The 13021-nt window shown below is 43.7% G+C and carries 11 protein-coding genes and 1 pseudogene; all 12 read left to right on the forward strand.

What is annotated here, in order from left to right; all coding sequences use genetic code 11:
- Window positions 1–2: 2 nt before the first annotated feature.
- The 12 genes and pseudogenes from ACOAOT_RS07315 to ACOAOT_RS07370 all read left to right on the forward strand — a co-directional run bounded on the left by ACOAOT_RS07315 (window position 3) and on the right by ACOAOT_RS07370 (window position 13018).
- Entirely contained in the window at window positions 3–455 is a 453-nt protein-coding gene (locus ACOAOT_RS07315) for a cupin domain-containing protein (protein WP_420216382.1), read from the forward strand.
- Between the two features lie 125 nt (window positions 456–580).
- Window positions 581–811: a hypothetical protein gene (locus tag ACOAOT_RS07320; protein ID WP_420216383.1), complete on the forward strand. Its 231-nt coding sequence runs from the start codon at window positions 581–583 to the stop codon at window positions 809–811.
- A gap of 137 nt (window positions 812–948) precedes the next feature.
- A complete protein-coding gene (locus ACOAOT_RS07325; RefSeq protein WP_420216384.1) occupies window positions 949–1656 on the forward strand; it encodes a LytR/AlgR family response regulator transcription factor in 708 nt (235 codons plus the stop codon).
- Complete coding sequence (locus ACOAOT_RS07330; protein WP_420216385.1) at window positions 1656–2966, forward strand: ATP-binding protein; 1311 nt, start codon at window positions 1656–1658, stop codon at window positions 2964–2966. Before ACOAOT_RS07325 ends, ACOAOT_RS07330 begins: the two co-directional genes overlap by 1 nt.
- Before the next feature lie 152 nt (window positions 2967–3118).
- Window positions 3119–5986 (forward strand): glycoside hydrolase family 3 N-terminal domain-containing protein, encoded by a 2868-nt coding sequence (locus ACOAOT_RS07335; RefSeq protein WP_420216386.1) that lies wholly within the window; start codon window positions 3119–3121, stop codon window positions 5984–5986.
- A pseudogene (locus ACOAOT_RS07340) lies at window positions 5983–8405 on the forward strand (beta-glucosidase). The gene ACOAOT_RS07335 and the pseudogene ACOAOT_RS07340 overlap by 4 nt, the downstream one beginning before the upstream one ends.
- Before the next feature lie 14 nt (window positions 8406–8419).
- Complete coding sequence (locus tag ACOAOT_RS07345; RefSeq protein ID WP_420216387.1) at window positions 8420–9013, forward strand: hypothetical protein; 594 nt, start codon at window positions 8420–8422, stop codon at window positions 9011–9013.
- Between the two features lie 384 nt (window positions 9014–9397).
- Window positions 9398–10051, forward strand: a complete 654-nt coding sequence (locus ACOAOT_RS07350; protein WP_420216388.1) for a hypothetical protein — start codon at window positions 9398–9400, stop codon at window positions 10049–10051.
- A gap of 69 nt (window positions 10052–10120) precedes the next feature.
- Complete coding sequence (locus ACOAOT_RS07355) at window positions 10121–11401, forward strand: DNA polymerase Y family protein (protein WP_420216389.1); 1281 nt, start codon at window positions 10121–10123, stop codon at window positions 11399–11401.
- 18 nt (window positions 11402–11419) lie between these two features.
- Window positions 11420–11737 (forward strand): hypothetical protein, encoded by a 318-nt coding sequence (locus tag ACOAOT_RS07360; protein WP_104435797.1) that lies wholly within the window; start codon window positions 11420–11422, stop codon window positions 11735–11737.
- Entirely contained in the window at window positions 11713–12342 is a 630-nt protein-coding gene (locus ACOAOT_RS07365) for an SOS response-associated peptidase (protein ID WP_420216390.1), read from the forward strand. The genes ACOAOT_RS07360 and ACOAOT_RS07365 overlap by 25 nt, the downstream gene beginning before the upstream one ends.
- A gap of 157 nt (window positions 12343–12499) precedes the next feature.
- Window positions 12500–13018, forward strand: coding sequence for a MarR family winged helix-turn-helix transcriptional regulator (locus tag ACOAOT_RS07370; protein ID WP_420216391.1), 519 nt, complete (start codon window positions 12500–12502; stop codon window positions 13016–13018).
- Window positions 13019–13021 lie beyond the last annotated feature (3 nt).

Genomic DNA, 13021 nt, shown 5'->3' on the forward strand with positions numbered 1-13021 from the left:
AAATGAATATAGAAAAATTATCAAAGCAGTTTATTTGGAACGATGAAGCCGGACTGGTTACCAAATCACTAGGGGATGCAGCAGGAAGCCAGAAACTTTATGTAAATATTGATTACGTTCCTCCGGGGGCATTCAGCACCAAATACCATAGCCATTCACAACAGGAGGAGTTTTTTCTGATCTTATCCGGAAAAGGAACTTTACGGTTAAATGGACAGGAACAGGAAGTGGGAAAAGATGATTTTATTGCAAAACCGGCGGGGAAAAACATCGCTCATACATTCTTTAATTCCGGTAATGAAGCGCTGGTAATTCTTGATGTGGGAACAAAAGAGAATGAGGATACCTGTTATTATCCCGATGAGGATGTTTATATGCAAAAGTCCAATGGTTTAAGACGTGTATTTAAAGGAAATCAACTTGATGAAACATGGTCATCCGAACCCAATTGTTAAGAGAACATTTTGTTAAAACAGATGGAAAAAATTACCAATTCCATTTTATGGAAATAATATTGATTTTTACTCCAATAATTGTTAATATATGGACAGAATACCAGAATCAGCAAGGAGACTTAAATATGGCTAGAGGAGTAAGAAAATCATCACTGGAAAAGCTTCAAAAGGAATTGGCAGACGTACAGGAATCAATTCAGCAGCATAAGAATTCAATTACTGAATTAATAGAAAAAGAAAAGGAAATCCAGGAAAAGATCAGTCTGGAACAGTTTAAGGAAGTATCTTCCATTCTGGATCAGCAGAAGATGTCTATCACGGATTTAAAAGAATTTCTGATATCTAGGACAAAATAAGAAAAATTTTATGAGAGGTACCGATTGGTATCTCTTATTTTTTTGCCAATGAATCATAATCCAAATTGATTGCCAGCTGGAAAAAATTGGTGTATCCTTAAAGATATGTATTGATTAAACCACTGGAGGAGAGAGGTATGATTCGAATTGCAATCGTGGATGATGATGCAGAGAGTGTATTACAGCTAAAGGAATATTTACTCCGGTATCAGAACGAGCGAAATGAGATGTTTAGCATTCTCACTTTTTCTGACGGAGATGAAATCGTTGAAAATTATAAAGCAGAGTACGATATTATTTTACTGGATATTGAGATGAGATTTATGGACGGGATGACGGCAGCACAGCTGATCCGGGAAAAAGATCCGGAGGTGATTCTTATTTTTATCACCAATATGGCACAGTATGCCATTAAGGGTTACACTGTCGGGGCAACCGATTATGTATTAAAACCCGTTTCCTATTTTTCCTTTTCCCAGAGACTTGATAAGGTAATCGGTCGTATCAACCGGAATGTGAAAAAATATATGGCAGTTAATATAAAGGGAGGTACGGTGAAACTGTATCTGCCGGATATTTATTATATTGAGAGTCTGGGACACCGTCTTATTTTTCATACACTGACAGGGGAGTATGTGACCTTTGGGGCAATGAAAGAGGTGGAGGAAAGACTGAAGGGGTTAAATTTCTTCCGCTGTAGTAAAGGATATCTTTTAAACCTGGAACATGTGGAAAGCGTGCAGGAGGGCTGCGTACTGATGAAGGGAGCCCGGCTGACCATCAGCAGAACCAGGAAAAAGGAGTTTATGGAGGAACTGACCAATTATCTGGGAGGGGCTTTATAATGAACCATATTGCGCTGACAGAGATTCCGAGGCTGTACACAGGGATTGCGGAATGGGCTGCATGCACCATCTATGTTTTGAATCTGAAAAGGAAATTGAAAGGGCCTTCCCTGGCTGCAGTTATGTGTGCTGCCTGCCTTTTGCAATGCGGGATACAGCTGGCAGCAGGCACATTTCCCAAGTCACTGTGGATTCCCGGAATGCTTCTGGCAATCGGCCTGATGCAGGCATATTTTATGATCACCTGTGAGGTTACGGCGGGCAGTGCAGGGTATTACTGTGTCCGGTCTTTTATTCTGGCAGAATTTACCGCATCTTTAGAGTGGCAGCTTTATTATAATGCCGTATTAAGTACCCAGATATCTGAGATGTGGCTTAACATTCTTGTTTTTTTCATCGTCTTCGGAGCTGTATTTGGAGGCGCTTATTTTTTGGAGAGGAAACATATCCGGAAGGAAACGATTACGCTGAAAGAACTGCTGTTTGTGACCGCTACCGGTGCAACTGTATTTTTTGTCAGCAATTTAAGCTTTGTTTATTCCAATTCCCCATTCAGCAGCCAGATTACAAAAGAGATCTTTAACATCAGGACTCTGGTGGATCTAAGCGGCCTTGTCATTCTTTTTGCGTATCACATATTAAGACAGGAGATGCAGGTAAAATACGATTTAGAGGCTATGCGTAACATCCTGCAGAGCCAGTATTCCCAGTACCGCAAATCCGGGGAAAGCATCGAGATGGTCAACCGGAAATACCATGATTTAAAACATCAGATCGCCGTTTTAAGGGCAGAACAGGACTCGGAGAAACGTCTGGCATTCTTAGACGAAATGGAAAGCGAGATCCGTACTTATGAAGCCCAGAACAAAACAGGTAATTCCGTGGTGGACACCATACTCACCGGGAAAAGTATGACCTGTCAGAGACATGAGATCGAGCTGACTTCTGTGGTGGATGGAAAGCTGTTAAATTTCATCCATGTGATGGACATTTGCACCATTCTTGGAAATGCGTTGGATAACGCCATTGAATGTGCCATACAAATCGAAGAAAAGGAAAAGCGGCTGATTCACGTGGAAGTTCTATCAAAAAAAGACTTTGTTGTTCTGCGGTTTGAGAATTATTTTGAAGGAAATATTCAGTTTGAGAATAATCAGCCAGCGACCACTAAGGCCAACAAGGAGTATCATGGATATGGCATTAAAAGCATTAAATATACGGTTAAAAAATACAATGGCTGGGTGACCATTGATACGAAAGATAACTGGTTTAAACTGAATGTAGTCATTCCACTTCCCAGAGAGGATTAAGTAAATAATCCGGCAGTGCCGCCTATCCACCCGGACAGGCGGCACTGCTTTTCATGCAGAAAAACCGACCAGTTGTGCAATTGGCAGTCCGGTCCGCCATAACTGTGCTAAAGTAAGATTACAAAAATGATGTATGGAGGAGGATGAAAGAAATGTTACAGATCAATATTGATGATGTGCTAAAAATCGTCAAGCTGTGTGTACCATATCTCATTGGCTTTGCGGTAGTTGTGGCAGCTGCGGTCATAGTCATGGTGGTATGTCGAAAGAGGAAAGGGTCTACAAGATATCTGATCCGTAAAAACAGTCTTATGGCTATGCTTCTTGCTTTGGTTGTAGTTGTAAACTTAATCTGCTGGGGACCGATGTCCAATTTGATTTCACTGGCAACCGGCAGCGGTACTATTTCACAGGAAACATCTGATGAAGCAACCGCTCTTTGTACCGAGATTGCCAGGGAAGGAATTGTTCTTTTAAAAAATGATGCAGACCTTCTTCCCTTAAAGAATTCTTCCAATTTAAACGTATTTGGATGGGCATCCACAAACCCATGCTATGGAGGAACGGGCTCAGGATCTTTGTCAAAGGCATATGAGACGGAATCACTGCTTCAGGGTCTTACGGATGCGGGCTTTAAACTGAATACCAGCCTGACTGATTTCTATACGGCATACCGGACAGACCGCCCGATCGTTGGTATGTTTGATCAGGACTGGACGCTGCCGGAGCCTGCAGCAGATACTTATGGCGATAAGCTTATGGAAGACGCCAAGGCTTTTTCCGATACGGCTATGGTAGTCATTACCCGAGTTGGCGGAGAGGGGGCAGATCTTCCCACAGATGTAAGCAAGGTTACATACACCGATAACTCCAAGGATTACAAGGATTTTGAACCTGGGGAACATTATCTGCAGTTAAGCAAGACAGAGAAAAATCTGATGGATCTGGTATGCTCAAGCTTTGACAATGTCATTGTGGTATATAACGGTGCCAACGCCATGGAACTTGGCTTTGTCAATGATTACAGCCAGATAAAAGGCGTTCTCTGGTGTCCGGGTACCGGTCAGTCCGGTTTTAAAGGACTGGGTGAGATTATGAGCGGTGCCGTCAATCCATCAGGAAAAACAAGTGATACATTTGCGGCTGATTTGACAAAAGCACCTAATTACAATAACTTTGGAAGTTTCACCTACGATAACATGAATGAATTCAAAGGCAAGGCATTTAAAGGAGCGGATACCTATCCCAGTTTTGTCAACTATACAGAGGGTATTTACACCGGCTATCGTTTCTACGAGACGGCAGCAGCAGAAGGACTGATTGAATATAAAAAAGAGGTGATCTATCCCTTTGGCTATGGATTGTCCTATACGTCCTTTCAGCAGGAAATGGGGCAATTAACAGAACAGGACGGAACAATCTCATTTGATGTGACAGTAACCAACACAGGGAAAAATCCGGGTAAGGATGTAGTGGAGGTCTATTACAATCCGCCTTATACCAATAAGGGAATTGAAAAAGCTTCCGCGAATCTGATCGCATTTGATAAAACCGATGTTTTAAAACCAGGGGACTCCCAGACCATCAAGATCTCCGTTCAGGCGGAAGACATGGCTTCCTTTGATGAGGATGTAAATGGCTGCTATGTATTGGAATCCGGTGATTATGGCATATCCATCCGGTCTGATTCCCACAATATCATTGCAGAACAGAATTATCATGTACCAGAGAATGTGATATATAATGAGTCCGCACCACGTACTTCAGATAAGGCAGTTGCAGTAAATCAGTTTAAAGATGCCAGCGGAGATCTGACCTATCTTTCCCGCGCAGATGGATTTGCCAACTATGAAAAAGCCACGGCAGCACCAAAAAATATGAGCATGCCGGAGAAATACAAAAAAACCTTTGTAAACAACAGCAATTACGATCCGGCAGCCCACAACAATGACAGTGATCCCATGCCGGTAACAGGAGCAAAGAACGGGATAAAGCTTGCTGATATGCGGGGACTGTCCTTTGATGACCCCAAGTGGGAGAAGCTGCTTGACCAGCTGACTGTGAGTGATATGGATGCGCTGACTGCAATCGGAGGTTATCAGACCTCAGAGGCAAAAAGTGTAAATAAAGTTGGAACCGTAGACTGTGACGGCCCTGCTTCCATCAATAACAACTTTACCGGAACCGGGTCCATCGGTTTTCCATCTGCTGTTATGATTGCCAGCACCTGGAATCACGATATTGCAGAGGCTTTTGGAGAGAAGATCGGTAAGATGGCGGATGAAATGAAGGTGTCCGGCTGGTATGCGCCGGCCATGAATATCCACCGCTGTGCATTTGCCGGCCGTAACTTCGAGTACTATTCTGAGGACGGTGTACTTTCCGGACAGATGGCAGCCAAAGCGGTGGCTGGAGCCGAAAAGCACGGAGTTTACGCATATATCAAACATTTTGCATTAAACGACCAGGAAACCAACCGTCTTAATATGCTATGTACCTGGTCCAATGAGCAGGCAATCCGTGAGATTTATCTAAAGCCTTTTGAAATCGCGGTAAAAGAAGGTCACGCAAAGGCAGTTATGTCCTCCTTTAATTATATAGGAACCGTGTATTCCGGTGCCAATAATACGCTGCTTAATACAGTTCTGCGTGATGAATGGGGATTTCAGGGATTTGTTCTTACCGATTATTTTGGAGGTTATGGATTCCAGAATGCAGATCAGGAGATCCGCAACGGTAATGACGCCATGTTAGTTGCCTATGATACGGAAACAAATCATGTAAAAGACAAGACCAGCGCTACCAGCTTAAATGCCATGAGAAAATCCAGTAAAAATATTATGTATACAGTAGTAAACAGCCGTGCCTATGAAGGAAACAATGCAAATGTAAGCCTGCTGATGTGGCAGATTGCAGCAATTATCATTGATGTAATTCTGGCAGCAGGAATCATAATTTTAGAGATTAGAATTATTAAAAACTACAAAAAGCGGCTGGAAAAGGAAGGAATGACAGAATGAAACATGAGGATATCATCCGAAAAATGACAATGGAGGAAAAGGCGGCTTTCTTAAGCGGAAAAAACGTCTGGCAGTCCAGAAATATCGACCGGCTTGGAATTCCTTCCATATTTTGTGCGGATGGACCCCATGGAGTCCGTAAACAGGCCGGTGCAGGGGATCATTTAGGACTCAATGCCTCCCTGCCGGCGACCTGTTTCCCCACAGCTGCCACAGTGGCAAACAGCTGGGATGAGGATCTTGCAGAGGAAATCGGAAAGGCCCTTGGAGAAGAGGCTTCCAGCCAGGATGTAAATGTCCTGCTGGGGCCAGGGCTGAACATCAAACGAAGTCCACTTTGCGGAAGAAATTTTGAATATTTTTCAGAAGATCCTCTTTTGTCAGGTAAGATGGCAGCGGCCTATATCAGGGGAATCCAAGGTGAGGGAGTTTACGCCTGCCACAAGCATTTTGCAGTCAACAGCCAGGAGCGGCTTCGGATGTCCGTTGATTCCGTCCTTGACGAACGGACACTGAGAGAGATTTATCTGGAAGGCTTTGAAATTGCGGTAAAAGAAGGCGGAGCAAAGTCCATTATGACCAGCTACAACGCAGTCAATGGGGTTTATGCCAATGAGAATAAGCATCTGCTAAAGGATATTCTGCGAACTGACTGGAAATTTGACGGAATTGTCATCACGGACTGGGGCGGTTCCAACAGCCATGTGGAGGGAGTTTTGGCCGGTTCTAATTTAGAGATGCCGGCACCAGGGCTTGGTTCTGCAAGAGAGCTGTTAGCGGCGGTAGAAAACGGCACACTTGCCATGGAGGAACTGGATTCCTGTGTGGATGATTTATTAGATGCTGTTCTGGATCTTACAGCAGCTCCCCAAAATAAAAAGAAATCCTTTGACAAAGAAGCCCACCATGAACTGGCAAGAAAGGCATCTTTGGAAAGCATTGTACTTCTTAAAAATGACGATGGTCTGCTTCCGTTAAATTCTGGTTGTAAGGTAGCCGTAATCGGAGATTTTGCATTTATCCCCCGTTATCAGGGGGCAGGATCTTCCATTGTAAATCCGCTGTCACTGGAGACCATTGAGTCAGTGATAAAGAGTGCCCCCTTAAATTTGGTAGGGTGTTCCAAAGGATACGAACGAAACGGCAAAGAGAATGAAACGCTGAAAAACCAGGCGCTTGCCCTGGCGGCAAAAGCCGATGCAGTTCTTTACTGTTTCGGGCTTGATGAACTCAGTGAATCCGAGGGGCAGGACGGACCCATCTGGAAATACCAGGCAACCAGATCAGCCTGCTGAAAGATCTGGCCAGGGTTAATCCCAACATTGTGGGAGTTTTAAGTGCAGGAGCTGTAATAGAATTGCCGTGGCAGTCCTGTTGTAAATCCATTCTTCATGGTTACTTAGGTGGTCAGGCAGGTGCCGGAGCCATGATATCTGTCATAACCGGTGAGGTTAATCCCTCCGGCCGGTTGGCAGAAAGCTATCCCATGAACCTTACGGATACCCCCGCATATCGTTATTTTCCGGGGAAGGAACGCTGTGCAGAATACAGGGAAGGGATCTTTGTGGGTTACCGGTATTACAATACGGCAGGGATCCCCGTTCGTTATCCCTTTGGATTCGGATTGTCCTACACAACATTTGAGTATTCCGGTCTGCAGTTATTGGAAGACCGTGTTTGTTTTACCATCAGCAACAAGGGGGACCGGGATGGGAAAGAGGTGGCCCAGCTCTATGTAGGCGGGCTTAAGAAAACAATTTTCCGTCCGGTAAAAGAATTAAAAGGCTTTGTAAAGGTTGATTTAAAAGCAGGGGAGAGTAAGACAGTGGAGATCCCCTTCGACGACAAGACGTTCCGGTACTGGAATGTGGTGACAGAACGCTTTGAAGTGGAAAAAGGAGATTATACCATATCCATTGGAGCCAGCGTGGAAGATATAAGATTAAGCGGGACGCTTACTCGTTCGGGTACCACCGAGGTACTGCCATATGCACCGGAAAAAATGAAATCTTATTATTCCGGGCAAATTGCCGATGTATCCGCAGAAGAATTTGAGACGCTGTTAGGACACCCCATTCCAAATGGGAAATGGAGGGGAGAGCTGGGAATCAATGATGCATTCTGCCAGATGTACTATGCAAAGAGCCGGCTGGCAAGATTTATTTATGCCGTTTTGACGGGACTGAAAAATAAAAGTGAAGCAAAGGGGAAACCGGATTTGAACCTCCTTTTTATTTACAGCATGCCGTTTCGGGGAATTGCAAAAATGACAAATGGCGTGGTCAGCATGGAAATGGCAGAGGGAATGGTTCTTATTGTTAACGGACATTTCCTCAAAGGGATAAAAAAATTGATCGGAGGCTTTTTCTCCAATGCAAAAGCAAACAGGATTTATGAAAAGAAGCTGTCCGGGAAATAGATTGGAGTGATGAAATGCTGACAGGTTTAAAAAGAGGGTGGAAGTCGTTTGCAGGCAGACATCCCGCAATGGCACAATTTATAATATTTTTTATGGTATCCAACGGGGTTACGGTTCTGCAGATGATTTTAATGCCGGTTTTCAGGAATGTATTTGAAATGACCGCTCTTGTAAATACCAGTTTCCAGATCGGCCACATCGGTTCCAACTTAGATGGCTCTCCCTACTATATTTTTAATTACGGGGCAGGAACTCTTTCCATGGGCGGAGGCGGAGGACTTGCATACTTTCTGGCAGTGGAAATTACCATGGCAATTGCACAGGTGATCAATTTCTTTCTTCAGAGAAATGTGACATTCAAAGCCAATAACAGTATTTTTAAGGCTGCCGTGTGGTATGTGATCGCCTACGTGATCATTACCATCGGTGCTGCTGCCCTGCAGGGACTTTATAAGGCTCCGGTCTATGATCTCTTTATGAACAGGTTACATTTAGGCAGGAGCGGTGAAACTATGGCAGATGTGATTACAATGCTGATTAATTCAGCTGTTTCATTCTGGGTCTTTTTCCCCATCTTTCGTATTATTTTTAAAAATAAGGAAGATTAAAAGGGGATTTTCAGGAGCCGGAACCCTTTTTGGGCCGGTTCACATCTTGTCTCTGCATTCCATATAATAAAGTGTACAGCAGATAAATCAAAACACACAAATGGCTAGTGAAACTTTTACGTCGCAGAAAGCTCTTTGCTGTCAGGAACATTTAAATACCTAAGTGTATTAACTAAAAGGTGTGAACGTTGAACTGCTTTTTCGAATCTTGCTGGAATAACTGTAATGGGAACTGCAGCGGCGACGATTGTAGTTAAAACAAGCGGAAGTCAGGTGGTACCGGCTTCCGCTTTTCACTTGAACAAAATAGAAAACAGACACAATTAAAGGGCAGGCTGCATATTCTGAATGGTACTATAAAAATATTAAAGGAAATTCAGAGCGATGCAAAGGGGGAAATACTACCGGGATTGCCTGCCGGTAAGGGAACCATATTACTGCCTGAAAGCAGTCAGGAAAGAAAGAAATGTACTAAGAGCGTGGATAAAAGGCATAATGTGGTATAAACAGGCACTGAAGCAGGAACCGCTTATTACAACGGAAGTAAAACGTGTGGCACAGCAGACTGGTGTGAATATGGTCGGTACCCAGTACCGGATCAAGTCTGTGGGCTCTTATTTAAAAAAATTCTACCGCAAATACAGCCAGACGGGGCAGGCGTGGGAAATTAACGACATACTGCGTTACACCTACACCATTTCTCCCGAAGTGCTTTCAGAAAAAGTATTGAAAATCATTGAGATATACAAAAATTCTGGTTATAATACGGTTGAAATTGAGAATTACTGGCTTGACAATCAAAATCCCTATAATGGAATTAATACCATACTGCGGTCACCACAGGGGCAGATGTTTGAGCTTCAGTATCATACACCGGAGAGCTTCGGTATAAAGAGCGGAAAAATCCATGAATTATATGAGAAACAAAGACTGATAAAGGATGTCAGCAGCAGGGAGTACATAGAACTGGGGAATCAGATGTTTGAACTTTCTGATTCTATGGAAATTCCCAAGGGCATAAAGGATGTATTCCGATAAAAATACATCCTTTTATTTCCACTATTAATCGAACATACATTCGGTTATCATATATTCAGAGGTGAGTGTATGAATCGGGTTATTTTTCATATTGATGTAAATTCTGCGTTTTTAAGCTGGGAAGCGGTTTATCGTTTAAAGCATCTCTCGGGAAATCTGGATCTGCGGCTGGTGCCGTCTGCAGTTGGGGGAGATGTGACTATGCGCCATGGAATTATTCTGGCGAAGAGCATCCCAGCAAAGAAGTATGGCATCCACACCGGTCAGTCCGTTACGGAGGCGCTCCAGAAGTGTCCCGGACTTTTACTGGTTCCACCCAATTATAATTTGTACCAGCGCTCTTCCCAAAGCTTTATCCGCATTTTAAAGGAGTATTCACCCACAGTGGAGCAATATTCCATTGATGAGGCATACATGGATATGACGGGAATGGAAGCATTGTTTGGAGAACCCGAAAAAGCAGCTTTGGAAATCGGGAGGAGAATCAGAGAAGAGCTGGGCTTTACCGTTAATATTGGGATTGCTGATAATAAAGTCCTGGCAAAGATGGCTTCGGATTTTAAAAAGCCGGACCGGGTTCATACGCTGTGGACCGGAGAAATCCAGGAAAAACTCTGGCCATTGCCAGTCAGTGAACTGTTTTTTGTAGGCAGGGCTACGTTTCGCAAGCTTAGCCAGCTGGGAATAAAAACAATCAAAGATCTGGCGGAAACCGACCCTGGTCTCATAAAAAGCCATTTTGGCAAGATGGGAGAGGTGATCTGGTGCTTTGCCAATGGACTGGATTTTTCAGCGGTAGAACCAGTTCCGCCGCCCAACAAAGGATACGGAAACAGCACCACCATTGCCTTTGATGTAGCAGATAAGGAACATGCCCATCTGGTGCTGTTATCTCTTGCGGAAACCCTGGCCGCAAGACTTCGGTCGGATAACGTCCGGGCCGGAGTGTTATCTGTTGGAATCAAGGACTGGGATTTTCACTATTACAGCCATCAGACCATTCTTTCTTCCCCTACTAATATAACAGAAGAGATCGTTCAGACAGCCTGCCAGGTATTTGATGAGGCATGGGATGGACAGCCGGTCCGTCACCTTGGAATTCACACAACCCGGATTACAAAGGGGAGTGACCGGCAGCTTGGCCTGTTTGATACAGGGGATTATGAAAAACAGCAGCGCCTTGATCAGACCGTGGATGAGATCAGAAAACGGTTCGGCAATGATTCTATTATAAGAGCCTCTTTTTTAACATCACCACAGAATACGGCGGCACGCTGTCTGGATCATATGGGAGGCGGAATCAGCAGGGAAAAAAGGACTGTGGATTACAGCAGACAGACTATTTTATAAAAACAGGAAGTGAGAAGGATGTCCACTTTTGGAATCGGGATCAATGCAGAGGCGATTGACAGCGGAGAAATAAAAGGTAAAATGTATCATATAGCCTGTAAGGCGTGGTTTACAGCCAGCTGTAATCTAAGACCGTTAAGCTTTAAATTTGAAGGCGATGACGGAGAGATCCAGACGGTAAGGGAAATTACGGTAAAACATAGCGAAAATAAAATTTATTCAGGAATTCCTTCCAAAGAATATGGGTGCGAAGCCATAATCGGAGGAATACGCCATGAATTTAAGCTGATTTTTTACATGGAAGCCTGCAAATGGGTTATGATATTACCAAAATAAAATACAGGGAGAATGGCATGTGCGGAAGGTATTATGTGGATGATGAGACAGCACGGGAAATTGAACAGCTGGTAAAAGAAATTGACAATAAAATAAACAGAGAGCGCCTTACCGGCGACGTTTATCCCACCAGCCAGGCAATGGTTCTTATCAGCAGGGACCGTCAGGTAATGCCTGCCCGGCAGCGCTTCGGATTTGAGAGCTTTCAGAAAAAAGGTGTGATTTTTAATGCCAGATCGGAGTCTGTGCTTCAAAAACCCATGTTTCGTGAAAGTATTCTCTTACGCAGGGCAGTCATACCATGCAGCGGATTTTATGAATGGAGTAAAAACAAGGAAAAGGCGGCCTTTTACAGGGAACATCATCCAACCATGTTTCTGGCTGGCTTTTATCAGCGGGCTGAGGAAGACCGTTTCGTAATTCTCACAACCAACGCCAATTCTTCTGTGGCACCGGTTCATGACCGGATGCCTCTGATACTGGAAGAAGAAGAGATCAGGGACTGGCTTTGGGACAAAGAAGCATTCCGGGATATGCTGGCGGAGAGGCAGATTCCGCTGAAACGGCGTCAGGACTATGAGCAGCAGGAGCTGAAGCTTTTTTAAACCATTATTGAGAATTTATATCAAAAACCAACAAAAAAAAGAGGTTTTGCCGCCTGAATTCCATTAAAAAAAGGATTGTAAAGGGAATCAGGCGGTGCTATAATTTCATATAGTTAATTAGCTAACTATTAACAAGCTAACAAAAGGAGGCGTGAAAATGAAACCCATGTGCCATTTTGGAGCGGAAGGATCAATGGGAATGAGCTCACCCATGCACAGCGTCATGACAAAATATATGAAGATCATGAAGATGCACCGGTGTATTTTAGATGAACAGGGTAAGCAGACGGGAGTATTCCGAAGCCAGCATCAGATTTTAATGATGCTTTCTGAACATTCCAATGTGTCGCAAAAGGAGATCGCAAAACGCCTTTACGTTTCCACTGCCACCATAGCGGTATCAGTAAAGAAACTGGAAAAAGGAGGTTACATTACCCGGATCGTCGATAAAGAGGATAATCGGATGAACCAATTGTGCCTGACAGAGAAAGGGAGGGATATGGTAAGCAAAAGCCGGGAATATTTCCGTAATGTAGAAATGAAGATGTTTCAGGGCTTTTCCGATGAAGATTTAATGAATATGGGCAAGGTTCTGGACCGTATTTATGATAATTTATCCCAAATACCTGTAGAAAAGGACATGGCAGAAAGAGACATGGCAGAAAGAGAGGAATAACAA

The sequence above is a fragment of the Lacrimispora struthionigena genome (assembly GCF_048627165.1).
GTDB lineage: Bacteria > Bacillota > Clostridia > Lachnospirales > Lachnospiraceae > Lacrimispora.

Coding starts and splice junctions, on each gene's coding strand:
- ACOAOT_RS07345 (WP_420216387.1), top strand. CDS start 8,420: ATGCTGACAGGTTTAAAAAGAGGGTGGAAGTCGTTTGCAGGCAGACAT.
- ACOAOT_RS07325 (WP_420216384.1), top strand. CDS start 949: ATGATTCGAATTGCAATCGTGGATGATGATGCAGAGAGTGTATTACAG.
- ACOAOT_RS07350 (WP_420216388.1), top strand. CDS start 9,398: ATGCAAAGGGGGAAATACTACCGGGATTGCCTGCCGGTAAGGGAACCA.
- ACOAOT_RS07320 (WP_420216383.1), top strand. CDS start 581: ATGGCTAGAGGAGTAAGAAAATCATCACTGGAAAAGCTTCAAAAGGAA.
- ACOAOT_RS07370 (WP_420216391.1), top strand. CDS start 12,500: ATGAAACCCATGTGCCATTTTGGAGCGGAAGGATCAATGGGAATGAGC.
- ACOAOT_RS07365 (WP_420216390.1), top strand. CDS start 11,713: ATGGGTTATGATATTACCAAAATAAAATACAGGGAGAATGGCATGTGC.
- ACOAOT_RS07335 (WP_420216386.1), top strand. CDS start 3,119: ATGTTACAGATCAATATTGATGATGTGCTAAAAATCGTCAAGCTGTGT.
- ACOAOT_RS07355 (WP_420216389.1), top strand. CDS start 10,121: ATGAATCGGGTTATTTTTCATATTGATGTAAATTCTGCGTTTTTAAGC.
- ACOAOT_RS07360 (WP_104435797.1), top strand. CDS start 11,420: ATGTCCACTTTTGGAATCGGGATCAATGCAGAGGCGATTGACAGCGGA.
- ACOAOT_RS07330 (WP_420216385.1), top strand. CDS start 1,656: ATGAACCATATTGCGCTGACAGAGATTCCGAGGCTGTACACAGGGATT.
- ACOAOT_RS07315 (WP_420216382.1), top strand. CDS start 3: ATGAATATAGAAAAATTATCAAAGCAGTTTATTTGGAACGATGAAGCC.